Below are 25,500 nucleotides of genomic sequence, written 5' to 3' on the forward strand. Positions count from 1 at the left end.
CACACCCCCGTTGCGCTCCTAGTCGCCTCCGATCTCCAGCTCGCCGATGTGGTAGCGGAAGCCGAGGCCGAAGAGGAAGACATCGTAGTCATACGGGTCCGCACCGAAGGTCAGGACCGTCGGCAGGGTGGTCGGCTCCAGGCCGGCGATGGCCCAGTCTTCGGTGGAGAAACTCTCGTAGCGCACCTCTGCGCTCCACACCATCCGCTCCGACGAGCGCCACGCCAGCTCCAGGCGCACCGAGTCCAGCGTGGACTCGAGGTCCGGGAAGCCGCCGCCGTCCACCGTGATGGACGTGCTGCCGTCGGCACGGGTGTAGTCCAGCGTGAGGTCGACGTTCTCGGTCAGCTCGGCAGCGCTGAAGCCCACACCCATCGTGGTGAATTCGTCCTGATGGAGTGCCTGCCAGTCGGGGATATCGAAGGCCTCGCTGCCCACCTGGTCGGACTCGATCTCCTGATAGCCCGCGTGCAGGTACAGCGCCACCTTATCCGTGGCCGCCCAGCTGACGTCACCCGCGAGGCGCACGTCGGTGCTCTCGCGCAGGCCGAGCAGCGACTTCGTATAGCTGTCCTCGGCATAGAAGGCCGTGCCGGCGAACGAGATCGGCTTCTCCGGCACCGTGGCCATGGCCGACACCTCGCCGAACTCGCGATAGCGATAAGCCAGGTGATACTTCCTCAGCAGCGGGTTCTGGCCAAAGCTCGCCGCGACACTGGTGTCGTAGCCGTCCGCCTCGCGCTCGGCCACACCGCCCTTCGCACTCAGCTCGAACCAGGCCTTCGGACGCCAGGCGAGCTTGCCCCAGCCCGTGTCCTCGTCCTGGGACTCCACTTCCTGGAAGGTCCGGTCGATGGTGTAGCGTTCCACGCCCGCGGCCAGCGTCAGGCTGTCCAGCAGGTCGTAGTCGCCGCTCAGAGAGACACGGGAACGCTCGAAGCTGTAGGGCGTGTTCGTCTCGGCGTCGTTGGTCGGGAACAGGTCCGTGATGACCCGGGTCCAGGTGAACTGCGGCGTCTGGTTGTCACGCTCGTCGTAGTGCCAGGCGAAGCGCACGCTCGCCTTCGGCAGCGGCCGGGAGGTAAGCGTGAGCCCGAGCTTGGTGGTGTCCACCTCCGCGTTGAGCGAGCGCGTCGGCAGCGCCGGCGCCTGCAGATCGCCGTTGACGGTATATGGCAACAGGAAGTCGTCCTGCTCGCCCCGACCCAGCGCGGCGACGAAGCTCGCGGTGGTCGCGTAGTCCACCCAGGCGTAGCTGGCGGACAGGCTCACTTGCTGGAATTTGCTGTCGGCGGGCTCGCCGTTCCTGCCCTGATCCACCCCGGTGAAAGGATTGTCCCAGGTGAGGCCGACGCCCTGATTCTGGAAGAACGAACCGTAATAGGCCAGCGTCACCTGACCGGCGCCGAGGCTGTAGCGCGCGCCCAGGTCCACCTCGTCGGTGGAGTAATCGAACGGGCGCGGCAGATAGACCGCGTTGGTGAACAGCGAACCGGTCGAGATGGCGGTGCCGTCCTGCTCCTGGCGCCGGTAGTCGGCGAACAGGCTCAGGCGCGGCGACGGCAGATACTCGCCGCCCACCGTCAGTATCTGGCGGTCGCTCTCGATGTTCTGACTGCGCAGCGCACCGGGCAGCGCCGTCATGCCGTCCGTGCTGAACGCATCCACCCAGCCGGAAGGCAGCGTGAGCAGGCTGTCGCCGCTCTGGACGTAGGGCGTCACCGTGGTGTCGAACACCCGCTCCGGGATCTCCTGGTAGCCGAGGTCGAAACCGAAGGTGCCCTGGCGGCCGCCTTCCAGGCCGAAGACCCGCGAGTCGAGGCCCAGGTCCTCCGCCATCCACTTGAACTGATAGCCGTCGCTCGCGTAGCGGCCCTGGCCATCGAGGTTCGGATAGACGCCGGACTCGTCGTAGCCGGTGAAGTTACCGTGGCGGAAGGCGTCGTCACCCACGCTGGTAGCACCCACCTCGGTGTCTGCCGTATAGCCTTTCTCGAACGGACAGCGCTTGCATTCCCACGAACTGGTATCCGGTGCGGCAAGCGCCGGTCCGCCGGGGACCGAGAGCGCCAGCAGGGTCGCGAGGGCCGGCGCGAGGGTTGGTATTCTGGGGAGCTTGCTCATCACGTCACCGCATCAACTTGGATCCCGAAGGATGATTGGAACCGTGCACCTGGGTATGGCAGTTCAGACAGTTCTGGCCCAGCAGCAGGCGTGAAGGTGTGCCACCCGGCAGACCGTCCGGCGTGCTCGTCACGCTGGGGTGGCCCGCCTGGGAGTGACAGCTCTGGCAGAGCATCGGCCCGCGCAGGCTGAGCATGCCCGGGTGGCTCGAGCCGTGGGGCTCGTGGCAGTTGGTGCAGTCCTCGGAGACCGGGGCGTGCTCCCAGATGAACGGGCCGCGGGTCTCCGCGTGGCACTGCCAGCAGGTGTCGTTCACCGACTGGCGCGCCATCTGCAGCTCGGCGGTGGTGCCGTGCGGGCTGTGACAGGAGCTGCAGTCCATCTTGCCCTCGTCCACCGGATGGGAATAGGGCTTCATCGCCGCGATTTCCTGGGTGCGGTGGCAGTCGTAGCACACCTGGGCCTGGGAGGAAGTGGCGAGCACCGGGTCGTTCGGCTTGTGCGAACTGTGGCAGTCCGCGCAGGCCACCTCGTTGGCGTCGTGCGGCGTACCGTGCCAGGTGACGGGCACCGTGGACTCGTGGCAGCCGAGGCACATGGCGTTCTGCTTCTCCACCGGCGCGGCCTTCTCGTCGGAGCCGAAGTAGACCACCGGCGGGCGCGGATCGCCCCGGCGCACGCGCCCGGTATGCTCGCCGCCAGGACCGTGGCAGGCCTCGCACTGGAGCTGGTTGTGCCCGAACGGGCTGCGCTCGTCGGTGGGCACGCCGTGGGGCGTGCGGAACACACCCAGGGTCTCCTGGTCGCGGTGACACCTGAGACAGGTATCGGCACCGTCGCGGCTGTATTCGGGTTCGGCGCCGGCTTCGTCCTGTGCGGACGACAACGACGGGAACGCCAGTACCGTGCCGAGGACGGCCAGGCGGATGAGGATGGATGCTTTCATTGCGTTACGTCTCTGCGGCTGCGGGTTACGAGGGCAGCGGACATCGGGATCAGGGGGGCGCCCGTCACCGGACGCCCCCCGTTCCGTCAGTTGAACTGGAACTCGCCGACGCCGTGGACCTCGGCCACGTCAGCCGAGCGGCCGGGGCCGTGACAGACGTTGCAGGTCTCGACGCCGGAGGAGATCAGCGAGGAATCCGCCGCCTTCGTCGCGTTGAAGTCGCCGCCGTTCTGCACCATGTGCTGGCGAGCCAGGTCGCTCGCGTGGCAGCTGGAGCAGACCGCGCTGTTCGGCGAGATCACCCGGTCGTCGACCGGCGTAGTCGGGTCGTTGGAGTCGACCGTCGTACCCAGGATCTCGCCCGGATCCACCGGATAGTAGGCACCCGGCTCGTGGCAGCCCTCGCAGTTGTTCAGCCTGCCCGGGTAGACCACGTCGAAGTACGGGTGCGCCGAACTGCGGAAACCGCAGATACCGGTGTTGCCCGCGTGGATGGCATGGACCATGTACTTCATGTCGATGGTCTCGTCATCCAGGCCGAGGACCGTCTCGCACTCCGTGCCGGCAACCCGCACCGGTATGTCGGTGGCATTCGGGTTGTGGCAGACGGCGCAGACTTCCGGCTTGTCGGTGCGGTTATTGCCGTGCAGCGACAGCTGCTTGTGGCATTCGTCGCACTTCTCGATGGCGACCGCATTGCGACGCGGCACGGCGTCGGCACCGTCGATACCGAAGTACTCGATGGCGTTGGTGACCGCGATGCGATCGGTGAACACGCCGTCGCCGTCGAGATCGCCGGCCGGATGGCCTTCCAGCGCCACGGCTATGGTCTCGGAGCCGCCGAGACCGGCCGGGATCGCCGTCGGCGACGACACGGTGTAGATGCCGTCGCCGTCCGGATCCGTGGCACTGCCACCGCAGGCGACCAGGGCGTTGATGGAGATCGGTTCGGCGTTCTCGACACCGTTGTCCTGGTTATCGAAGTCGTCCGTCGTCCAGCCGATCGCGATGGCGAGGCGGCTCGCACCGGCGGCGCAAGTGGTGAATGCCGGGTCGTTGGCCAGATCGTAGGGTGCGCCGCCCGGGTCGGTGACCGAGAAGTCCACCTCGACCAGCCCGCCGGTCACGACGTTACGCGCGTCGACGATGTTGTAGACGAAGTCGTCGCTCGCCTCGAGAGCCGGGATCCTGTGGATCTCCTCGGTACGCACGAGCTGACCCTCCGGGTTCGTCGTGTTCGAGTTCGGGCCGTGGCAGGCCAGGCATTGGGAATCGTCCGTGAAGTTGATGCCCGGCGGATGCTCGCCCTCCTCGATCGCCCACTGGTCGTCGCCGTCGCCGGCGCCGTCCACGTCGTAGTGGCAGGTGCCGCAGGCGGCGCGGTTCGCGACCTGGCGCCAGTTGCTGGCCTGCGGGGTATTCGCATCGCTCTCTTCGTGGCAGGTCTGGCAGTTGCGCACGTCCTGGGTAAACTCGATATCCGAGTAGTCGTAGACGGTATCGCGGAATCCGATGACCACGTAGCCGTCCCGGCCCACATGGATATTGTGGATCATCGCCTTCATGTCGACCGTATTGCCGGTGTTACCGTCGATCGAGGACGGGTTGTGGCAGGTCACGCAGTACGCCACGTCGGTACGGGGGCCGCCGTGGAACTCGAGGATGTCGTGGCAGGCGTTACAGGTGTCGTTGTCCACCACGTCATAGGTGAAGGTGGGCGCACCGCCCGCGGGCACGAAGTTGTAGATGCCGTTCGAGGAGATCGGCGCCTGTCCGCGGATCTCGATGCCCAGCCTGTGAGTCTTCGTGGCATCGAAGGCCGGACCTGCGGGGTAGTCGTCGAGCGCCGAGGCAAACGTATAGGTATAGGTACCGTCGCTGTTGTCCTTAAAGACGCCCGCGCTGCCGCGCTCCGCCGTCGCCGCGGCGTTCGGTACCCCGCCATCGTCGGCGGTGGCGTAACTCTGCCACTCCGCGGACTCGCCGGTGCCTGCCGGCGGCGGCGACAGCTGCGCCAGCACGAAGCGAATGTCGCCGGCGGGCAGTCCCGTGAGGCCCCGGGTCAGGTCGTCGGTGAGGCGCAGCTCCACAGTGGGCGCGCCGCCGCCCGTGGGGACGGTGACCTCGGTGACCTCGATGTTGATCCGCTCTGCGCTATCGACAGGCACCGTATTCGAAGACGGCGGAGCCGGTGGTCCGGGCGGACCCGGTATACCCGGTTCACCCGCGGGTCCCTGCGGACCGGGTTCGCCGTCGTCGCCCTCGCATCCCCACATCAGGAATGCCGAGAACAGGATGACTGCAAGGCGGTTTGCAGTGCTGTTGATGCCTTTCATCGCTACCGTCCCCTATGCTGCATTGAGTGGCACACGAATGCGTGCCAAATTCGACTTTGGCGCGTCATTTCTAACAGATGGATACTGCCGCTTTCATACCGGGATATACCTATAGCTGTTGCAACCGTGACACGGTTCGCAGGGAGCAGAATCGCGGACCCCGCAATACACTTGTGGCAGAATCGCCACACGCGGCCGGCCGCCGGCCCGGCCGCGGCGCGAAACAGGAGGAAGCCGCCCACCATGAGATACGCAGACGACCTTGCCGACTGGCTGGAGCAACTGTTCCGCACCATAGACGACACCGACGCGGACGCCTTCGTGCAGTTCATGACGTCGGACTGTACCTACCGTTTCGGCTCGGCAGCGCCGCTCAGGGGCCACGCCGCCATTCGTGAGGCGACAGTCGGATTCTTCACCACCATCGCCGGACTCAGCCACCGCCTGCACCGCAGCTGGCAGGACGAAGACAGTGTCGTCTGCGAAGGCTCTGTCACCTACCGCCGGCTCGACGGGAGCGAGATCACCCTGCCCTTCTGCAACGTCTTCGTGCTGAGCGACGGGCTGATCCAGCGCTACAGCATCTACGCCGACCTGAATCCGCTGTACGCTGACTGAAGCACCGGCAGACCGACCGCCGAAAAACCTGCCGACGGACCCTCGCTACGGAAGATATCGACATGGATGGCGCCCAGGTCCGAGAACTCCTGCGCCCCGGAGCCTTCCCGCATCCGGTCGGAGACCTGCGGCTGATCGAAACTCACATCTCCTGGGTCGTGCTGACCGGGGATTTCGCCTACAAGATCAAGAAACCGATGGAGATGGGCTTCCTCGACTTCTCCGGCCTGGAATCGCGCGAACACTTCTGCCGCGAGGAGCTGCGCCTGAACCGCCGTCTGGCGCCGGAACTCTACCTGGACGTGGCCGAGATCACCCGGGACGACGGGAAGGCGGTGATCGGCGGCGCTGGCGAGGTGATCGATTACGCCGTGCGCATGCGCCAGTTCGACCAGCGGCGCCTGGCCAGCCGCACGGCCACCGAGGGCCGCCTCACGCCTGCCCGCTGCCGCGACATCGGGCGCACCATCGCCGGGTTCCATAACGCTCTGGAGCCCGTCCGCCCGGACGCGCCGGACGGCCCCGGCACGCCAGCCGCCATCTTCGCCGCCGCCCGGCAGAACTTCCGTCAGATCGACGACGCCCTGCCGCCGGAGGCGGACCGGCAGGTGCTGCGGGAACTCGAGGAAGCGGCGCTGGCGGACTTCGGCCGCATCGAGCCGCTCATGCAACGGCGCCTGGCGGACGGCTTCGTACGCGAATGCCACGGCGATCTGCACCTCGACAACATCGTGCTGATGGATGACCGCGTACTCGCCTTCGACTGCATCGAATTTAACCCGGACTTCCGCCTCATCGACATCCAGTGCGAGATCGGTTTCGTGGTCATGGACCTCGACAGCCGGGAGCTGCCCGGCCTGGCCAACCGGGTGCTGAACACCTGGCTCGAGTACACCGGGGACTACGCCGGCCTCGCACTGCACACCTTTTATGACGTCTACCTGGCCATGGTACGGGCCAAGATCAGCCTCATCTCCGCGCTGGCCTCCACCGACGGGGAGCCCGACCTGGCAAGCTACCGGCGCTACCTGGCGCTGGCGGCCGCGGGCCGGCGGCGGCTGCCCGGCTTCCTGTGTCTGATGATGGGCGTCTCCGGCAGCGGCAAGTCGACGGTCGCCGAGGCGCTGGCGGCACGGTTCTCGGCCATCCGGCTGCGCTCCGACGTGGAGCGCAAGCGGCTGTTCGGCCTGGCGCCGGACGCCGACAGCGCCGCCGAAGGCCTGGAGCAGGAGCTCTATCGGGCCGGGACCAGCGACCGGGTATTCGCGCGGCTGGCCGGACTCGCCGATCATCTGCTGTCCGCCGGCCTGCCGGTGGTGGTCGACGCCACCTTCATCGAGCAGCAACGCCGGGAGCCTTTCCGGCAGCTCGCTGCACGACACGGTCTGCCACTGCTGATCGTCCACTGCACCGCGGACGAAGCCGAGCTGGAGCGCCGCCTCACGGCGCGCAGCCGGGAGAGACGGGAAGCCTCCGAGGCCGGCGTCGCCGTCATGCGCCGCCAGCTCGGCGCCCTGGAGCCGCCGACGGCGGCGGAAATCGACCATGTCCTGATGGTCGACACCGAGTCGCCGGATCACGACCAACGCCTGGCCAGCGCGGTCGAACGGCGTATCACGAAGCGCCGGGAACGATAGACTACGCAGCATGGAACACGAAAAGGAACAGCAGCGGCGGGCCTCAGGACGCAGGGCGGTGGTCATCGGGGCCAGCGGCTACATCGGCACCAACCTCGTACCCCGCCTGCTCGCGGAGGGCTGGAGCGTGCGCGCCACGTCCCGCAACACGGACGTGCTGGCCGCTCGCGGCTGGCAGAGCGTCGAACTGATGGCGGCGGACGTACTCGACCCGGAGTCACTGCGCCGTGCCGTCGAGGGCGCGGATGTGGTGTTCTATCTGGTGCACCTCATGGCGGCCGGAGGTGATTTCGCGGAGCTGGAGAGGCGCGGCGCGCACAACATGGTCGCCGCGGCCGACGAGGCCGGCGTCGAACGCATCGTCTATCTGGGCGGGCTGGCGCCGGACGAGCCCAAGTCCCAGCACCTGCAGGCGCGCCTGGATACGGGCGAGATCCTGCGCACGGCCGCCTGCCAGGTGGTGGAGATCCGCGCTCCCATGATCGTGGGGCCGGGCTCGGCCGCCTGGGAAGTGATGCGCGACCTGGTCAATCACCTGCCGGTGATGGTGACGCCGCGCTGGGTGGCCTCCCGCTCGACGCCCATCGCGCTGGAGAACCTGCTGACCTATCTCATCGGCGTGGCGGATGCGGAAGTGGACCATCACCCGGTCTTCGAGGTGGGCGGCCCCGAGATCTGCACCTACGAGGAGATGATGCGCACCTACGCAGACATCCGCGGCAAGCGCATACGCATCCTCACGCTGCCGGTGCTGACCACCCGGCTCTCCAGCTACTGGCTGCGGCTCATCACCGCGGTCCCCACGAAGATCGCCGCGGCGCTGATCGAGGGTCTGTCCCATGACTACATCGCCGAAGACGCCCCCATCCGCGAGCTGATCCCCCAGCGCCTGCTCACCTTCCGCGAGTCGGCGGAGGCCGCTCTGGAGGCCGAGCAAACCCACACGGTGGAAGGCCGCTGGGTGGAGGGCTCACTCGCCTGCCGGGAGTGGAATCCGGATTACGCCTACTACGCCAAGCGCGCCACGGACGTCGCCGACTCCACGGCCCCGGTGGAAGCCATGTGGCAGCAGGTACTCCTGATCGGGCGGCGTGGCGACTTCTTCTACGCCAACTGGCTGTGGTGGCTGCGGCGTCTGCTGGACTGGATGGTGGGCGGTACGTCGATGCGCCGTCGACGGCGTCATCCCACCCAGCTCAGAGTGGGCGACGTTTTTGACGGCTGGCGCGTGATCGGCCTGATCCCGCGGGAGCGCCTGACGCTGCTGATGGAGATGCGAGCCCCGGGCGGCGGCGTGCTGGAATTCGAGGTCGGGGCCACGGACACCGGCAGCCGGGTGCGGATGACCGCCTACTGGCACCCGGCCGGCGTATGGGGCCTGATGTACTGGTACGCCCTGTTGCCCGCCCACCTGTTCCTGTTCCGCGGCACCACCCGTGAGCTGGCGCGCCGTGCGGAGGCCGCCGAGCAGCGGGCCCGCCTGCGCACCGGCTGAGGGTGCCGGAACCTACGTATTGACCCTCGCTGGCGGTATCGGGATAAACGGCGCGAGGGAGGCACTCCATTTGCGATCGAACACACTGACAGGCGGGGTCCGCGACCCCGGGCGCGAAGCCCGGTCCCAGCTGCGTTACGAGATCGCCAGCGGCGCGACCGGTCTCGCCCTGGCGCTGTTCATGTTCGGCCACATGACCTTCGAGGCGTCGATCCTGTTCGGCACCGTGGCCTATGACGAGATCGCCATACTGCTGGAGGAGTTCTGGATCGCACAGCCGACGGTCATCGGTGTCATCGTGCTCTTCCTCGTCCACGCCGTCATGGCCAGCCGCAAGATCCCGGCCCAGCTCGCCGAACGCAAGCGCATGATCGCGCTGGCCAAAGGACTGCGCGAGTCCGGCGCCGTGGGCGGCGAGGCCTTCCGTCCACACGTGGAGTCCATGCTGTGGATCTGGCAGGTGCGCACCGGCATGATCATTCTGGTGCTCGGCAGTTTCCACCTCGTGCTGGTGGTAATGGACGTATTTACGCCGCTCTATGGCGAAATACGCGGCATCGAGGCCGACGTCTCCATGGAGCGGGTCCGGGCCGGCCTGTGGGTGCTGTACGCCGCGCTGGTGCTGGCGGTCACCTTCCACCTCGCGGTGGGGCTGTACCGGCTGTTCGTGAAGTGGGGCGCCGACCGCTGGCTGAGCCGGCGCACGCTCTACCGGCTGGAACAGCTGATCTTCTGGGGCGTGCTGGTCGTCGGCGTCGTCACCATCGCCGTGCTCGCGGGTGTCATCGACCCGCCGTTCGCATTCCTGCTGGAAGGCTCATGAGCGCCGAGCGCATCGTCACCACCGATGTACTGGTGATCGGCGGCGGGCTGGCCGGCGAGCGCGCCGCCATCGAGGCGGCGGCGGCCGGTCACGAGGTCATCGTGCTCTCCCTCGTCCCTCCCCGGCGTAGCCACAGCTGCGCGGCCCAGGGCGGCATGCAGGCGGCGCTCGGCAATTGCGTGAAGGCCGAGGGCGACAACCCGGACTGGCACTTTCTCGACACGGTGCGGGGCTCCGACTGGGGCGCCGACCAGGAGGTGGCGCGCCTGTTCGCCGAGGAAGCCCCCGTCGCCGTGCGCGAACTCGCCCACTTCGGCGTGCCCTGGACCCGCGTGCGTCCGGGCCGCAACACCTACTTCATCAAGGGCGAGCGGGTGGAGATCGACGAGCCCGCCGACAAGGCCGGCCTTATCATGCACCGGGACTTCGGCGGCACGGCCAAGTGGCGGGCCTGCTATGCCGCGGCCGGCACGGGCCACGCGGTGTTGTACGCGGTGGACAGCGAGGTGGTCCGTCTCGGCATCACCGTGCGCGACCGCATCGAGGCCGTCGCCCTGCTCCACGACGAGGACCGCTGCTGGGGCGCCGTGGCGCGCTGCCTGCGCACCGGGCGCCACCTCGCCTTCCTGGCGAAGGCCACCGTGATCGCCACCGGGGGCTTCGGCCGTGTCTACGGCCAGCACACCACCAACGCCACCATCAACGAGGGCACCGGCGCGGCCATCGCGCTGGCCACCGGCCGGGTGCCTCTCGGTAACATGGAGGCCATCCAGTTCCATCCCACCGGGCTCGCGCCGAGCGGCATCCTGATCACCGAGGGCTGCCGGGGTGACGGCGGCTATCTGCTGGACCGGGACGGCGAGCGCTTCATGGTGGAGGCGGAGCCGGAGAAGCAGGAACTGGCCAGCCGGGACGTGATCTCCCGCCACATGATGCAGCGCATGCGCGACGGCAAGGGCGTGGACACGCCCTACGGCCAGCACCTGTGGCTGGATCTGCGCCACCTCGGCGAGCAGCACCTGCGCACGAAGCTGCGCGAGGTATGGGACATCTGCCGGGACTTCGTCGGCGTGAACCCGGCCGAGGAGCTGATCCCCGTCAAGCCGACCCAGCACTACTCCATGGGCGGCATCCGCACCAACAAGGACGGCGAGGCCTACGGCATGCGCGGGCTGTTCGCCGCCGGCGAGGCCGCCTGCTGGGACATGCACGGCTTCAACCGGCTCGGCGGCAACAGCCTGGCCGAGACCATCGTGGCCGGGCGCATCGTCGGCCGGCGCGTGGCCGAGTTCGCGGCGGCGGAGTCGCTGGACGCCAGCACCCGCCTCGCCCTCGACGGCGTGGCGGCGGCGGAGGCCACCGCACGCGAGTGGCTGGAGCGCAGCGGCGACGGACCCGGCGTGTTCGCCATCCGGGATGCCATGGGCGACACCATGATGGACAAGGTCGGGATCTTCCGGCACGGCGGGGAACTGGAGGAGGCCGTCGCGACCTTCCGCCGGCTGCTGGACGACTGCCGTCACGCCGTGCTGCGCACGAAGACCCCGGGCATGAACCCGGAACTCACCTTCGCGCTGAAGCTGGAGGGCATGCTGCGCCTCTGCCTCATCGCCGCCGAAGGGGCGCTGGCGCGCACCGAGAGCCGCGGCGCCCATTACCGCACTGATTACCCCCGGCGGAACGACGCCGAGTGGCTGAACCGCACGCTCGCACGCTGGCCCGAGGGAACGAATGAACCCGCGCTGTCCTACGAACCCGTCGGCCTCATCGACCTGCCGCCGGGTCACCGCGGTTACGGCAGCGACGACCGCGTGGCCATGAGCGACACCGTCGAGGCCTACAACGACACCGTGGCCGCAACGCAGGCTGCCGAGGGCAGCCTGCCCACGCGGGAGAAACTCGGCAGCCGCATGAACTGGGGCCACTGGAAGCAGACCGGAGTGAGCGCATGAGCGAGCAGGCCGCACAAACCGTCTCCCCACAGACCATTCCCCGGGGCCGGCGGCTCACCTTCGAGATCTTCCGCTACAACCCGGAGGATCCCGCCTCCGAACCGCACATCGACACCTTCGAGCTGGACGAGGCGCCCTACATGTCGCTGTTCCTCGCGCTGAACGAGATCCGCGAGAAACAGGACCCGAGCCTGCAGTTCGACTTCGTCTGCCGCTCGGCCGTGTGCGGCTCCTGCGCCATGATGGTGAACGGCCGCCCGGCGCTGGGCTGCCGCACGCTGACCCGGGACCTGCCGGACACCATCCGCCTGTATCCCCTGCCCGTCTTCAAGCTGGTGGGCGACCTGTCGGTGGACACCGGCACCTGGTTCCGCCAGATGGCCGAGCAGGTAGAGAGCTGGGTGCACGAGCGCCTGCCCTTCGACGAGAATGCCGTCGAGGAACGCATGGACGACGACGTGGCCCAGGCCATCTACGAGGCGGACCGCTGCATCGAGTGCGGCTGTTGCATCGCCGCCTGCGGCGTCGCCAACGTCAACAGCGACTTCGCCGGTCCCGCCGGCCTGAACCGGGTGGCCCGCTTCATGCTGGACCCGCGGGACACCCGCGAGGACGCGGACTGGTTCGAGGTCATCGCCAACGAGGACGGTGTGTTCGGCTGCCTCGGCCTGATGGCCTGCCAGGACGTCTGCCCGAAGGAACTCTCCCTGCTGGAGGTCTACAGCTTCCTGCGGAGGAAGATGCTGGGGGCGGGGCTGGCGCGAGGCTGATACGCAACCCCGCGGCTCCTCGCGATCGGCGCAGCGGCAAACCATAGCCGCGGACGTTGTCATATTGACTAAAAATGAAACTGAAGCCAAAATCATTTTTGACCTTAAGGGGAGCTTGCCATGACCGCTGCAGGGAGCGAGATCGTCAACTTTGCCAGTCTCTGCGAGGGACAGGAGATCGGCTGCTCGCCCTGGATCGAAGTGGACCAGGCCATGATTTCGGACTTCGGCCGAGTCACCCGCGATCCGGACCCGATGCACGTGGACCCGGCATGGGCTGGCCGGAACGGCCCGTACGGCGGCACGATCGCATTCGGCTTCCTGACCGTGTCGCTGCTGACGCACATGCTCCATGGCGCCATGGGCACGGACCCGGCGCGCGACACGGGTGAGAACGGCCATTTCCTCAATTACGGCATGGACTACCTGCGGCTCATATCGCCGATCCGGGTCGGCAGTCGCATCCGGGGGCGTTTCGAGGTCCTGGAGAAGCGCAGCGATGACAAAGGCCGCGATATCGTGAAGTACGGCTGCCAGGTTGAGATCGAAGGGGCCGAACGTCCCGCCCTCGTCGCCGAGTGGCTGGCGATATGGATGCCGCCCGAGAAACACTGATTACGGAGCCCGACCAGAAGCCCCGCACGATGGCCGAAGAGACCGACACGAATACCTCAGCGCCTCCCCTGCTGCCCCGGATAAGCGACTACGTATCCTGGTTCGCGGAGCGGACCCCGGATGCGGAGGCGATGGTACTCGGCGGCGTTCGCACCACTTATGCGGAGCTCGAGGCGCGGGTCGACGCGCTGGCGCGGGCGCTGCTCGCGGCGGGGGTACGAAAAGGCGACCGCGTCGCTACGCTCGCGACACCCAGTCCCGAGTACTTCGAGAGCTTCCTGGCAACGGCCTCCATCGGCGCTATCTGGCTGGGCCTGAACCCCCGTTATCAGCTCGAGGAACTCTGCTATGCGGCGGGTGACAGCGAACCGTCGGTGCTGCTCACGCGTGCGGTGATCGGCGCGAGGGACTATTCGGCCGAGATCTCAGCATTGAGGGAGCGGACCCCCTCGCTGCGCTCGGTGGTGGTGTTCGAGCGCGACGCGGAACATTCGCCCGGATTCGCGCAGCCGTACTCCGGGTTCATCGCGGACGGGGAACGATGCAGTGACGCTGCGCTTGAGTCGGCCCGCGAAGCGTGTGGCGGACGCGATCCCTGCATGATCGTCTATACGTCCGGCTCTACCGGCAGACCCAAGGGCGCCTTGCTGCACCACGAGGGGATCGTCGCATTCAGCCTCGAGCAGAACCGCGTCTGGCCGGTCTCGCCGATGCGCGCGCTGAACTACTTCCCGATCAACCATATCGGCTGCGTCGTCGACCTGTCCTGTCCGACACTGGTGGTCGGAGGGTCGATCGTGTTCCTCGAGGATTTCTCGCCCCGCCGGTCGCTGGAGTTGATGGAACAGGAACGGGTAACGCTGTGGGGATCGGTCCCGAGCACTTTCCAGCTGCAGTTCTCGGAGCCCGACTTCGAATCGTTCGATCTGTCGGCGGTGCAGATGATCATGTGGGGCGGCGCCGCCATGCCGCGTGAACTCATCACACGCCTGCTCGACTTCGATCGCCCGCTGGCCACCAACTACGGGCTGACCGAATCCGGCAGCGCGATCACCGTGATCCCCCCTACCCGGGATGCGGATCTTCTCGAGACGACCGTGGGCTGGCCTTTCCGCGGCACGGAAGTCCGTCTGGTCGACAGAGAAGGCGAGCCCGTTGCCGACGGCGAAGCCGGTGAGATCCAGTCCCGCTCGATCTACAACATGCTGGGTTACTGGCGGCGGCCCGACGCCACGGCCGAGACGCTCACTCCCGACGGGTGGCTCGCGACCGGCGACCTGGGACGGCGGAATCCCGATGGCAGCTACAGCATCGTCGGCCGCGTGAAGGAGATGTACAAATCGGGGGGCTACAACGTCTATCCGCGCGAGGTCGAGCAGGTGATCGAAAGCCACCCCGCCGTGGATATGGCTGCCGTGGTCAGCACGAAGGATCCGGTCTGGCAGGAGGTCGGCGTCGCCTACGTCCTGCCCAGCGCTGACATCAGCATCGAGACGCTGCGTGCCTGGTGCCGGCAGCGCCTCGCCAACTACAAGCTGCCGAAGCTGTTTGTCATCGTCGAGCAGCTGCCGCTTCTGCCGATCGGCAAGGTAGACAAGGTGACACTCACGAAGCGCGCGGAAGACGACTACCAGCCCTGAGCTGGAGTGCCACGGCGCCCGAATGCTAACGTCCGACCTTTGACCTGCCTCGTGTCGGCGGCACTGCTATTGCGACGGGACCGGCATCCGAATTGGCAGAGAGACGAGACTTGCCGCCTCGCCTCCGCGGCTCACCCTGTACGTCTCCTCCCTCCCTTCCGAATAGCGCCGGAAGTAGGCCCTGTCGGCTCCGGCGATAGCAACGCGCAGGCGGTGGCCCGAGCGGATCCTTGCCGCGACAGGGAACAAACCGAAGCGCACCTCCATCCTCTCACCCGTCCTCACGGGCATCGCATCCGCTCTCCGGAAACTGTGCGGAGCGGGCCCCATATCGTAGGGCAGGCCGGCAGGATCTGCCTCCGCCCTGTGGACAGCCCGAAACAGCCCCTCCGTAAGGTAGGTCACGCGTCCGTCCGGCGCGACGTCCTCCAGATAGACGTGAAAGACCGGGTCGGCCGTTGCGGAGGCCACGTGCAACTCGACCACCGGCGTGCCCGCAATTTCGGCGGCGTCGCGGAACGGCGCGCTGTCATAGACCAGAAGCTTCTCGTCTTCCCTGCGCCTGTCAGGATAGTCGGGCGGGGTACCGAACTGCGTTGACCAGCGCGTCTCCGGCCCGGTGCTCGCGGAGAAGTCGACCTCGTACGTGTCCACACCGGGAGCCGGCAGCTCCCGCACGAGAGCGCCCGCAGCGTCGAAGTACAGGATATCCTCCTGCGTGTCCGCCGGCGGCCAGACCGAACTCTGCCGGAAGACACCGGCACCCAGGACGTAATAATTGATCACGCGCCGGTCGAATCCACCTTCCGAGACCGAAGCGTAGAACTCCGCCATGATTCTGTGCTGTTCATCGATCGACGGCCTCGGGGCATCTCCCGCCGGCATGAACGGATCAGCAAGCTGCGCGTTGCCGTGATCGTTACCGGTTATCCAGACTTCCATCGGTACGCCGGGCGCTGAACGGTATCGCGCGAGCGCAGCCTCGGCGGTCCCGCCATCCAGCCAGCTCCCCCAGACCTGCGCGGGCTTCGCCTCACGCCGGATTCCATCGAGTTGCGCAGCGGGAGCCGAGTCGAAGAAGCCGAAGCCGTTTCGACCGGCGTCGTCGTGGAACTCCGTGACCGCGTAGTCGTCGGCCTCCCACCGCTGCCGTCCGGCGAGGGCCTGACGCAGCATAACGAAATCGGCATCCTCATCCACCGGCGAAAGCAGTGGCCACAGCGCGGCGCAGTCGGCGATGCGCTCGAGACAGTTCAGGTCGGCTTCCGGATCCGGCGAGCGACCCTCATCCATCGCCTTGGTCGCGCCGCCCCAGCCATCCAGGAACCACTGGTTCGCTACGCCGCCAGGGAAGAAGAGATGGAGGAACACGTCGAAATCCACCTGACGGATGATGGCACCCTTGAGTGACTCCGCCGGCCGACTGGTCGCGATATCAGCCGTATCCGCCATGTAGGACGTGCCTTGCGCGAACACCTCACCGTTCGACCAAGGTCGTGATGCGAGATGCGAGATCAACTCGTCCATGTCCCCGATCTCCCCCGGACCGATATCGACGCGTCGTGGACCGAATGACGCAGTCGAACCGCGCGTATCCACCGCGGCAAGGACGTAGCCTTCGTTGACGAAGCGCCGGAACCGCGGAAACATCCGCGCCCGGCCGTAGCGGGTCTGTACCAGGATCGTCGGGGCAGGCTCCGCCGGCCGTTCGCCGCCGGGGAACCAGAGGCTCATGGCCACCCGGACGCCGTCGCGCATCTCCACGTAGTAGGATCGATCCGCCTGCCGAAGACCCTCTCGCACCGGAGACTCTTGGTCCTCCGACTGAGGCCGCTTTGTCTCCGGCGGATTCTGACAGGCAGCCGACAGAAGGCCGGCAGCGAGCAGCACCGAGACTGCGAGGGCTCTGCTTGCGGAGCGACCAGGGCGCATTGCTCTCGTCTCAGTAACGGAGCCGGACGCTCAAGCCGTAGGTGTCCGGGTCGTTCAGGATGATGAACTTCTGTCCGATTACGTCCTGGCCGGACAGATCGAACAGGCGCTCCTTCACTGTCTCGTCGCCTATGTTGCGTCCCCAGACACTCAGTCGCCAGCGTCCGTCCGGCGCTTCGAGTCCAACCTGCAGATTCACCAGCGCATAGGCATCCACACGACCGTCCTCCTGATTGTCGACGGTGAGGAAACTCTCGCCACGCGCCAGCACCTCTCCGCCGATGAACCAGTCGATGTTCTGCGAAAGCGAGGCACGGTACTCCGCATTCAGATTCGCCGTGTAATCCGGCGCGCGCGGTATCTCGGCGAGCGGTGTGCCGTCGGGCAGCGAACCCTCGTCGTACTCGGCCTCGAGCAGGGCGAAGTTCAACCCGATAGTCAGGTTATCGGTGGGTTGGCTCAACAGCTCGAATTCGATGCCCGTGCTGTGGGCGGCACCCGCGTTGATGATGATCGGGTCGAATACGGGAGTGTTCGGATTGTCTCCGGAAATCTGGATGTCCTCCCAGTCCATGTAGAACACGGCGACGTTGGCCTGCACCCTACCTTCGAACAGCGTGCTCTTGAGGCCGGCCTCGTAGTTCCACAGCGTCTCCGGATCGAAGGAGATTCCGTTGGCATCACCGAGGGCATCGTTGAAGCCGCCGCTCTTGAACCCGCCGCTCACTGTCCCGTAGAGCATCAGCGTGTCGGAATAGTCGTACTCAATGTTCAGACTGGGCGTGAACTCGGCCCAGTCATCCTCCGCGCTGATGGCGAAATCACCGCCCAGCAAGCCCACCGGATCCGACTGGGAATAATCGATGGATTTCTCTTCCCAGGTGTAACGTCCACCGAGAGTAGCGGCCAGACGGTCGGAGAAATTCCAGGTCAGGGACCCGAAACCCGCGACGCTCGTGGTATCCATCTTGGCGTCGGAACCGGCCAGCAGGCTATCGAGAGGTACACCGAGGAGCGTCAGCAGGTCGGGGCCGAGCTCGATGAAGCTGAGGTTGGCGGTTTCCTGCTCGTAGTAGTAGAGGCCGGCGACCCAGTCGAGAGCGCCCGCCGAAGACGAGACCCTGAGCTCGTTCGAGAACCGGGACACGTCCTCCGGGTCCCCGTCGTAACCCCAGCGCAGTGCGGAGCGGTCTGTATCGGTGCGGTTCTCGTAGTCGTGATCGCGGTAAGCGGTGATATTCACCAGCTCCGCGCCACCGATCGTCGTCATGAAGTGCGAGGCAATTCCCCATGCCTCCGAACGCTCGTAGGTCACGTCGTCTGCGTAGACGTTACGATCAAACGGATCGGAGTTCCGCGGGAGACCGAAGAGGTCGAGCACCTGCGCAAACGTCGTAGCATCGTTGTAGCTGAGCGTCTCGAACACGAGCGAATCCTGATCGACTTCGCGGTAGTCACCGGACACCCGCCACTCAGCGGTCTCGCCGAGAACGAATTGCAGCTGGCCACGGGCCGACCAGCTGTCTTGCGAGTTCACCTCGCGATCGAGCACGACATTATCGGCCGTTCCGTCCCGCTGGTTACTCACGAAGGAGAGACGACCGAGCACGGACGAGCCTGCGATCGGACCGCTGACGGCGCCGCCGAAGCGACGGTAACCGAGGTTCCCGAGTTCGGCATCCGCATAGGCCTCGAACTGCTCGGTGGGAGCAGCGGTCCGATAATGGATCAGGCCGGCGATGGTGTTGCGGCCGAACAGGGTGCCCTGGGGTCCTCGTAGAACTTCGATACGCTCGAGGTCGAACAGGTCGATAGTGGCGCCGACACCCTGACCCAGGAATACCTCGTCGAGGTAGAACCCCACCGCCGGGTCAGCGCCGGCGGAGCCGGAACCGCTGATCACGCCTCGGAGCGACGTCGGGGACAGCTTCTCGTCACCGAAGTTGCCGTACGTCAGGCCGGGCGTACGCAACGCGACGTCGTTGATGTCCGTGATCCCTGCTCTCGTGATCATCTCGCTAGTGAAGGCCGTGACCGAGACCGGCGCATCCTGGAGCGACTCCTCACGCTTGCGTGCGGTGACGATGATCTCTTCCAGCACACGGCTGCTGGAGTCGTCCTGCGTCTCCTGCGCCACTACCGGCGCAGGCCCCGCCAGCAAGGCCAATACGACGCCTGCACAGAGGCCAAACCCCCATTTCATCATTCTGGTCCCCCGCAATTAATGAAAATGAATTCATCCTCACTTTTATTCTATGAGCAAGCTCTCGAAGCTGTCAATCGGGCAGGGGAACGCGAAGAAGGGGCGGGTCGTTCAGTCGCCTGCGGCCGCTCGTGCTTCGGCGACGGCCCGGTCGCTGAATCCGGCGAGATCGAGTGCGAGCCCGTCGAGGTCGGCGGGGAGCGGCCAGCCGGGATACAGCACCCGATACCAGATCACGGCGATGGCGGTCGCGAGCGCTTCGTCGTCGGTTGCCGTGTCCCCCAGGAAGCCCACCAGGTTGGGGTCCGGGTAAACGACGATACGTCGCAATAGTTCGTCGGTCATGCTGCCGAGCGTCCAGGCCGCGAACAGGGCGGCATCCGGCTGCACCGCGGCGTCCGGGTGGTTGCGTATGACGCTCCTCGCCACCCGTTCATACCATGTCCGGTTCGTGGAATGGACGAGGCGGCTGAACTCCGTATCCTCATCGCTGACCTGGAAAACGCAGCGCATCAGGCCCGCATTCGCACGGACGTGCCGGATCCAGAGAAGGTTGGCTTCACGGATGGCCTCGAACGGTCCGCCATGCCGGGCGCCGCCACCCTCGGCGCCGAGCGGAGAACTCGTCAGGAAGTCCTCCAGGACCGACAGGGTGATCTCTTTCTTGTCCTTGAAGTAGATATAGAAAGAGCCATCGGACGCATCCGCGGCGCTGGTGATGTCTCCGACGCGCAAGCCATGGAATCCGTTGCGCTCCAGTACCCTGGCGGCGGCGAGTTCCAGACGACGACGGGTGCGCTCACCCTTGCGCTTTGGAGGATTGGACTTCAGCTCTGCTGTCAGTCGCCTGGTGTAGCTTTCTGTTTGCCGTGGCATGGGTTTACGGCCCCCGATGGGCGGGTCGATCGCAACCGGTCGGGAGAGGGTACGACAATTGAGGGAAAGTGGCACCCGCACAGGGCCGCCCTGCCAGCGGCAGCGCCCGCTATCAGCCCCAGAGGGACGGCGCGAACACGTCGACGATACCGCCCCGGTACGAGAGCCCGCCGGGACGATCATGCTTCAGAAGCAGCGGTCCGTCGATATCCACGAAATCACACAGCTGGGCAATCACGAAGGAAGGCGCCATGGCCAGGGAAGTCCCGACCATGTTGCCGACCATGAGCTGCAGCCCGCGTTCGCGCGCACCGTGGGCGAGGCGCAGCGCCTCGGTCAGCCCGCCGGTCTTGTCCAGCTTGATATTGACCATGCCGTAGCGGGAGGCCGCCATCTCCAGCTCGCCTGAGTGCAGGCAGGACTCGTCGGCAGCCAGTGTGACGGGCGAATCGAGATCGGCCAGCGCCTCGTCGTCGTCGCGCGGCAGCGGCTGCTCCAGCATATCGAGCCCGAGCTCACGGCAGGCCGGTAGCACCTCCTCCAGCAAGGCGGGGGTCCAGGCCTGGTTGGCATCGGCAACGAGTCGTGCGTCCGGCCTCGCGCCGCGTATGGCCGTCAGGCGCTCCACGGGTCGGTCGGCATCCAGCTTGATCTTCAGGACGGGATACTGTTCCGCAGCGGCGGCCTTCCCGGCCATGGCCTCGGGCGTCGGTTCGATGCCGATGGTATAAACCGTGGTGACGGCGCGCGGCTCGATGCCGGTCAGCTCCCAGATCGTCCTGCCCTCGCGCTTGGCCTGGAGGTCCCAGAGGGCGCAATCGATGGCATTACGGGCACCGCCCGGGGGCAACACCTCCAGGAGCTCCTCCCGGGAGATTCCCGACTCGATCCGCGCCGCCACGCCCCCGACTGCGGCGAGCATGCTCTCGGCGGTTTCGCCGAGATAGAACACGCCCTGCCCCTCCCCGCGGCCGACGACGCCCTCCTGCTCCAGCTCGACCACCAGCGCCGGCGACATCCGCCACTCCTTGCCGGCGATCCGGAATGGCTGCGCGAGCTGCCAGTGCTCGAGATGTGCGCTGAGTTTCACGCTCACGGAAAGCTAAGGTCCAGGTAGTCGACGATATCGGCGCATCCATCCGCCAGCGGATCCACGCAGGGCAGGCCTGTCTGCTCACGCAGGCGATCCAGGTAATCGGCCCTGTCTTCCGGCGGCAGCCCCGAGGTATTGACCGAGACCCCCACACAGCGGATCTCAGGATTGGTGGTCCGTCCCTCCAGCAGATTGCGCTCGATGCATTCGGGGATCGGAGGCGTCGGGAAATCCGGCCAGGCTCCGATCGCTTCCCTTCCCGCCGCGTGACAGACGACGATCGCGTCGGGCTGGGACCCGTGCAGCAGGCCCAGGCTGACCCCGGCATAGCCGGGATGGAACAGCGAGCCCTGACCCTCGATCACGTCCCAGTGATTCTCGTCGTTGTCCGGCGAGATGAGCTCCGCGGCGCCGGAGATGAAGTCCGCGACCACGGCGTCGATGGGGATTCCGGCGCCCGCGATCATGATCCCCGTCTGGCCGGTGGCGCGGAAGGTCGCCTTCCTGCCGGATTCGCGCAAGGCCTGCTCCAGCGCCAGCGCCGAGTACTTCTTGCCCACCGCGCAGTCGGTGCCCACCGTCAGCACCCGCCGGCCACTGCGCCGCCGGCCGCTGCCGACCGGCAGATCGGGCGGAGGGACGCGAACGTCGATCAGCCGGGCACCGGAGCGGCGGGCTGCGTCGACCACGGCGGAACGATCGGCCAGGCGCAGATGCAGGCCGCAGACGATGTCGAGTCCGGCCTCCGCCGCCGCTTCGATCACCTGCCACCAGCGCTCGGGGATGACGCCGCCCACCGGTGCGACGCCGACGATCAGGCTGCCGACGCCGGCCGCGGATGCCTCGGCGACGCTCATGTCGGGCACGCCGAGATCCACCGGGCATCCCGGGAAGCGAATCTGGCCCGCCACCCGGTCCGGACGCCACTGCACGATGCCGAGCCCCGTCTTCGCGTACATCGCGTCCTGCACGTCGCCGAGCAGGATGACATAGGGCGGATGAAGCTCGACGCGATTGACTTCCATCATGTTTCGGATACTCTCCTGCGCCTCTGCGGCCGGCACGCACTCGGGCCGAACCGTTCCGGCACAACCCTACCAGGGATCCACGAAACGACCGCTACCCCCGCCGGCGCGGGCGTCCATGTCGGCGGTCTCGAGGCCGTGCACGATCCACGCGCGAGTCTCCGCCGGATCGATCACCTCGTCGATCTCCAGCTGGCCGGCGATCCGTACCGCCTTGCCTCTCTGATAATGCTCCCCGACCAGTCGGTCGAACAGTGCCTTGCGTTCGGCCTCGTCGTCCAGTGCCTCCAGCTCACGCCTGTGACTGAGCCGTACCGCCCCCTCCAGACCCATCGGACCGAACTCACCGGTGGGCCAGGCGACGCTGAAAACGGAAGCGTGAAAACTACCGGCCGCGGCGGCCAGAGCGCCGAGCCCGTATGCCTTGCGTAGCACGACGGTAAATACCGGCACCTCGCAATGCGAAGCCGTGACGAACATACGCGCGAGATGCCGCACCTGGGCCTTCTCCTCGGCCTCCGGCCCCACCATGAAACCGGGCGTATCGAGGAGATTCAGGATCGGGATGCCGAAGGCATCGCACAGCTGCATGAAGCGCGCCGCCTTGTCGGCCGCCGGGCTGTCGATAGCGCCGCCAATACGCGCGTTGTCGCTCGCGATGATGCCGACCGCGCGGCCTTCTATGCGCGCGAGAGCCGTCAGCACCGCGCGGCCGAAATCGCGGCGCAGCTCCAGCACCGATTCCTCGTCCGCCAGCAGCGAGATCAGGTGCCGCACGTCATAGGCTCGTGTCCGGTTCTCCGGGACCGCATGACGCAAAAGTCGCTGGTCGGCACAGCGCCACTCGGTGAGATCGCCCTGGAAATAGGCGAGATAGCGCCGTGCCGTTGCCACCGCCTCTCGCTCGTCCTCGACCACGATATCCACCGCGCCGTTGCGCGCCTGCATTTCCACCGGGCCGATATCCGTGGGCTCGCAGCGGCCCAGTCCGGCTCCTTCTATCATCGCCGGGCCGGCCATGCCGATGTTCGAGCCCCGCGTCGCGATGATCACGTCGCTGCAGCCGAGAAGCGCGGTATTGCCTGCGAAGCAATAGCCGGAAACGATACCGACGAGCGGTACCCTGCCGCTCAGACGGGCATAACGCAGAAAGCTCGGTGACTCGAGTACGAGTTCGATGTCCGTGTCACCCGGTCGGCCGCCTCCCCCTTCGGCGAACAGCACCACGGGCAGGCGCCACTTCCAGGCCAGCTCGAATACCCGATCCTTCTTCTGATGGCCCCGCAGACCCTGAGTGCCCGCCATTACCGTGTAGTCGTAGGCGACCACGAGACACCGCGTCGGGCGTTCGCCGAAGATCCCGCCGTTGACGTTGCCCATTCCGGTGATCACGCCGTCGGCCGGGCTGATGCGTTGCAGCGCCTCTTCCGGGCGCCGGGCGGTCTGCGCCGCGACGATCAGCGACCCGTACTCGGTGAAGGTCCCCTCGTCCACCAGATCGGCGATGTTCTCCCTGGCGGTACGTCCGCCGCGGCGGTGACGCCGCTCTACCGCTTCCGGTCTCGCCTCGTCTCTCGTCAGTGCACGCCGGTCGAGGACTTCCCGTAACTCCGGTCGGATCAGGTCCGGGTCGACCCGCGCCACCTCGCTCTCTTCCTGCTCTCCGTCCTGTAAGGCCTCCAGCACGGCGAGCGTCTGACCGTCCATTACCTGCTCGCCCACGGATACGGTCACGCGCCGCACGAACGCTGCAGTGTCGGCGGCGATCACGTGCTCCATCTTCATCGCTTCCAGGACGAGCAGTGCCTCGCCCCGCTGCACGGCCTGTCCGGGCTCGGCCATGACCTCGACCACCATGCCCTGCAGCGGCGCGGCGACCGCCTGTTCGTCCCCCGCCAGCGGTTCCTCGCGCACCGCCTGGTCGGTCGGCGAGACGTTGCGCTCTCCGGACGTCTCTCCGGGCTCGCCCGCGAGCAGTTCGTGCAGGCGCCTGTCCAGGAAACCGGTGTCCACCTCCTGGGCAAGAAACTCAGGGTCCTCGGTCAGGCGCCGGAGCAGGCGGAGATTGGTCGGGACGCCATCGATGCGCAGCTCCCGCAACGCGACCCGGGCGCGGCGGATCACGTCGCCGAAATCTCCCGTGCGCGAGTGCACGATCACTTTCGCAAGGAGAGAATCGAAGCGTGAACTCACCGTGTCGCCTGCACGGATTCCGGTGTCGACGCGGATGCCGGGACCGGCCGGCAGATTCCAGCTCTCCACCCGCCCGCTCCCCGGCGTGGTCGTGCCGTCCGGATGCACGCGTTCCGCGTTGACGCGGAACTGGACGGCATGGCCCGCGGGCATCGGTACCGAACCGGTATCGAGGCCGATCCGCTCCAGGGTGACTCCCTCGGCAATCGCGAGCTGCGCGTCGACAAGATCGATCCCCAGCACCTCCTCGGTGACCGTGTGCTCCACCTGTATCCGCGGGTTCACCTCGATGAAGTAGTAGTCGGAGTCATCGCCCGCCGCACTGTCGACGAGGAACTCGACGGTGGCGAGGCTCCGCAGGCCCGCCCGTGAGGCCAGCGCGAGGGCGGCCTCGAACAGCCTCTCCCTGAGCGCATCCGATAGCACGGGGCTGGGAGCGATTTCGACCACCTTCTGGTGGCGCCGCTGGATGCTGCACTCGCGCTCGTAGAGATGACTCCACGCACCCTGCCCGTCTCCGATCACCTGAATCTCGACGTGTCGCGCGCGCGGAAGAAGGCGCTCGACGTAGAGGCGGCCGTCGCCGAAAGCACCCTGCGCCTCGGACCGGCAGCGTGCGTAGGCCTCGTCGATGTCCTCGCGCCGCCGAACGACCCGCATCCCCCGTCCGCCGCCTCCGGACACGGCCTTGATCACCATCGCGGCACCGTCCTGCAACGCGTCGAACCAGTCCCGCGCCTCCCCGAGCGTTACCACCTTGCCGTCGCCGAGGCAGGGGATGCCGCAGTCCAGCGCGAGCTGCCTCGCCGCAACCTTGTCACCGAACAATTCCAGCTGATCCGGGCCGGGCCCGATGAATACGATCCCGGCCGCCTCGCAGCGCCTCGCGAACTCGGCGCTTTCGCTGAGAAAGCCGTAGCCCGGGTGCACGCAATCGGCGCCCGCTCCCTTTACCGCAGCGATAATACGGTCCATGTCGAGGTATGCCGCGGGGCCGCTGCCGGCGAGTGGCACCGCTTCGTCGGCCAGCCGCACGTGCGTGCTGTCGGGCTCGTCGTCCGAGAAAAGCGCAACGGTCTGCAGCCCACGGACTGCCGCAGTCCGCAGAATCCGCACGGCGATCTCGCCGCGGTTGGCTATCGCCAGCTTGCGCAATTCGCCGGTCATCGCTCTCACATTTCCCTGCCCGGATGACGCCGGAGATCCGCCCGACGGCTTCGCC

General features: G+C 66.9%; 17 protein-coding genes. 8 read left to right on the top strand and 9 right to left on the bottom strand.

Annotation, left to right across the window (positions count from 1 at the left end):
* Positions 1-18: 18 nt before the first annotated feature.
* From ACJMKX_RS16630 to ACJMKX_RS16640, 3 genes are all read right to left on the bottom strand, one after another.
* Positions 19-2,124, bottom strand: a complete 2,106-nt coding sequence (locus ACJMKX_RS16630) for an MtrB/PioB family decaheme-associated outer membrane protein (RefSeq protein WP_405227913.1) — start codon at positions 2,122-2,124, stop codon at positions 19-21.
* A 4-nt stretch (positions 2,125-2,128) separates the two neighbouring features.
* Entirely contained in the window at positions 2,129-3,070 is a 942-nt protein-coding gene (locus ACJMKX_RS16635) for a DmsE family decaheme c-type cytochrome (RefSeq protein ID WP_405227915.1), read from the bottom strand.
* Between the two features lie 86 nt (positions 3,071-3,156).
* Complete coding sequence (locus ACJMKX_RS16640; protein ID WP_405227917.1) at positions 3,157-5,238, bottom strand: OmcA/MtrC family decaheme c-type cytochrome; 2,082 nt, start codon at positions 5,236-5,238, stop codon at positions 3,157-3,159.
* 411 nt (positions 5,239-5,649) lie between these two features.
* Here ACJMKX_RS16640 and ACJMKX_RS16645 point away from each other — a divergent pair, with 411 nt between their 5' ends.
* The 8 genes from ACJMKX_RS16645 (at position 5,650) to ACJMKX_RS16680 (ending at position 14,956) form a co-directional block, all read left to right on the top strand.
* Positions 5,650-6,024 (top strand): nuclear transport factor 2 family protein, encoded by a 375-nt coding sequence (locus tag ACJMKX_RS16645; protein WP_405227919.1) that lies wholly within the window; start codon positions 5,650-5,652, stop codon positions 6,022-6,024.
* A 62-nt stretch (positions 6,025-6,086) separates the two neighbouring features.
* The gene (locus ACJMKX_RS16650; protein ID WP_405227921.1) at positions 6,087-7,661 is read left to right on the top strand and encodes a bifunctional aminoglycoside phosphotransferase/ATP-binding protein; all 1,575 of its coding nucleotides are present in this window, start codon (positions 6,087-6,089) and stop codon (positions 7,659-7,661) included.
* A 10-nt stretch (positions 7,662-7,671) separates the two neighbouring features.
* Positions 7,672-9,156: a DUF2867 domain-containing protein gene (locus ACJMKX_RS16655; protein ID WP_405227923.1), complete on the top strand. Its 1,485-nt coding sequence runs from the start codon at positions 7,672-7,674 to the stop codon at positions 9,154-9,156.
* Between the two features lie 70 nt (positions 9,157-9,226).
* Complete coding sequence (locus tag ACJMKX_RS16660; protein ID WP_405227924.1) at positions 9,227-9,979, top strand: hypothetical protein; 753 nt, start codon at positions 9,227-9,229, stop codon at positions 9,977-9,979.
* Positions 9,976-11,931, top strand: coding sequence for a fumarate reductase flavoprotein subunit (locus ACJMKX_RS16665; RefSeq protein ID WP_405227926.1), 1,956 nt, complete (start codon positions 9,976-9,978; stop codon positions 11,929-11,931). The genes ACJMKX_RS16660 and ACJMKX_RS16665 overlap by 4 nt, the downstream gene beginning before the upstream one ends.
* Positions 11,928-12,701, top strand: coding sequence for a fumarate reductase iron-sulfur subunit (locus ACJMKX_RS16670; RefSeq protein WP_405227927.1), 774 nt, complete (start codon positions 11,928-11,930; stop codon positions 12,699-12,701). The genes ACJMKX_RS16665 and ACJMKX_RS16670 overlap by 4 nt, the downstream gene beginning before the upstream one ends.
* A gap of 120 nt (positions 12,702-12,821) precedes the next feature.
* A complete protein-coding gene (locus tag ACJMKX_RS16675) occupies positions 12,822-13,316 on the top strand; it encodes a MaoC/PaaZ C-terminal domain-containing protein (RefSeq protein ID WP_405227929.1) in 495 nt (164 codons plus the stop codon).
* A 29-nt stretch (positions 13,317-13,345) separates the two neighbouring features.
* Positions 13,346-14,956, top strand: coding sequence for a class I adenylate-forming enzyme family protein (locus tag ACJMKX_RS16680; protein ID WP_405227931.1), 1,611 nt, complete (start codon positions 13,346-13,348; stop codon positions 14,954-14,956).
* A 66-nt stretch (positions 14,957-15,022) separates the two neighbouring features.
* On the opposite strand, the gene ACJMKX_RS16685 is transcribed toward ACJMKX_RS16680, so the two are convergent.
* From ACJMKX_RS16685 to ACJMKX_RS16710, 6 genes are all read right to left on the bottom strand, one after another.
* On the bottom strand, positions 15,023-16,714 hold the full coding sequence (locus tag ACJMKX_RS16685) for a CocE/NonD family hydrolase (RefSeq protein ID WP_405228077.1): 1,692 nt from the start codon (positions 16,712-16,714) through the stop codon (positions 15,023-15,025).
* Positions 16,715-16,898: 184 nt separating this feature from the next.
* Positions 16,899-19,025 carry a TonB-dependent receptor gene (locus ACJMKX_RS16690; RefSeq protein ID WP_405227933.1) on the bottom strand — a complete coding sequence of 709 codons (2,127 nt, stop codon included), beginning with the start codon at positions 19,023-19,025 and terminating at the stop codon, positions 16,899-16,901.
* A gap of 177 nt (positions 19,026-19,202) precedes the next feature.
* The gene (locus ACJMKX_RS16695) at positions 19,203-19,967 is read right to left on the bottom strand and encodes a TetR/AcrR family transcriptional regulator (RefSeq protein WP_405227935.1); all 765 of its coding nucleotides are present in this window, start codon (positions 19,965-19,967) and stop codon (positions 19,203-19,205) included.
* A gap of 112 nt (positions 19,968-20,079) precedes the next feature.
* On the bottom strand, positions 20,080-21,063 hold the full coding sequence (dgcA, locus tag ACJMKX_RS16700; protein WP_405227937.1) for an N-acetyl-D-Glu racemase DgcA: 984 nt from the start codon (positions 21,061-21,063) through the stop codon (positions 20,080-20,082).
* Complete coding sequence (locus tag ACJMKX_RS16705) at positions 21,060-22,088, bottom strand: DUF1611 domain-containing protein (RefSeq protein ID WP_405227939.1); 1,029 nt, start codon at positions 22,086-22,088, stop codon at positions 21,060-21,062. Before ACJMKX_RS16705 ends, dgcA begins: the two co-directional genes overlap by 4 nt.
* 66 nt (positions 22,089-22,154) lie before the next feature.
* Positions 22,155-25,445 (bottom strand): carboxyl transferase domain-containing protein, encoded by a 3,291-nt coding sequence (locus ACJMKX_RS16710; protein ID WP_405227941.1) that lies wholly within the window; start codon positions 25,443-25,445, stop codon positions 22,155-22,157.
* Positions 25,446-25,500: the final 55 nt, after the last annotated feature.

Source organism: Lentisalinibacter sediminis (genome assembly GCF_040706615.1).
Lineage (GTDB): Bacteria > Pseudomonadota > Gammaproteobacteria > Steroidobacterales > Woeseiaceae > Lentisalinibacter > Lentisalinibacter sediminis.

Bases quoted from the DNA above. Each gene is read 5' to 3' on its own strand.
- ACJMKX_RS16630 (WP_405227913.1), bottom strand. From the start codon at position 2,124: ATGAGCAAGCTCCCCAGAATACCAACCCTCGCGCCGGCCCTCGCGACC.
- ACJMKX_RS16635 (WP_405227915.1), bottom strand. From the start codon at position 3,070: ATGAAAGCATCCATCCTCATCCGCCTGGCCGTCCTCGGCACGGTACTG.
- ACJMKX_RS16645 (WP_405227919.1), top strand. From the start codon at position 5,650: ATGAGATACGCAGACGACCTTGCCGACTGGCTGGAGCAACTGTTCCGC.
- ACJMKX_RS16650 (WP_405227921.1), top strand. From the start codon at position 6,087: ATGGATGGCGCCCAGGTCCGAGAACTCCTGCGCCCCGGAGCCTTCCCG.
- ACJMKX_RS16655 (WP_405227923.1), top strand. From the start codon at position 7,672: ATGGAACACGAAAAGGAACAGCAGCGGCGGGCCTCAGGACGCAGGGCG.
- ACJMKX_RS16665 (WP_405227926.1), top strand. From the start codon at position 9,976: ATGAGCGCCGAGCGCATCGTCACCACCGATGTACTGGTGATCGGCGGC.
- ACJMKX_RS16670 (WP_405227927.1), top strand. From the start codon at position 11,928: ATGAGCGAGCAGGCCGCACAAACCGTCTCCCCACAGACCATTCCCCGG.
- ACJMKX_RS16675 (WP_405227929.1), top strand. From the start codon at position 12,822: ATGACCGCTGCAGGGAGCGAGATCGTCAACTTTGCCAGTCTCTGCGAG.
- ACJMKX_RS16680 (WP_405227931.1), top strand. From the start codon at position 13,346: ATGGCCGAAGAGACCGACACGAATACCTCAGCGCCTCCCCTGCTGCCC.
- ACJMKX_RS16685 (WP_405228077.1), bottom strand. From the start codon at position 16,714: ATGCGCGACGGCGTCCGGGTGGCCATGAGCCTCTGGTTCCCCGGCGGC.
- ACJMKX_RS16695 (WP_405227935.1), bottom strand. From the start codon at position 19,967: ATGCCACGGCAAACAGAAAGCTACACCAGGCGACTGACAGCAGAGCTG.
- ACJMKX_RS16705 (WP_405227939.1), bottom strand. From the start codon at position 22,088: ATGATGGAAGTCAATCGCGTCGAGCTTCATCCGCCCTATGTCATCCTG.
- ACJMKX_RS16710 (WP_405227941.1), bottom strand. From the start codon at position 25,445: ATGACCGGCGAATTGCGCAAGCTGGCGATAGCCAACCGCGGCGAGATC.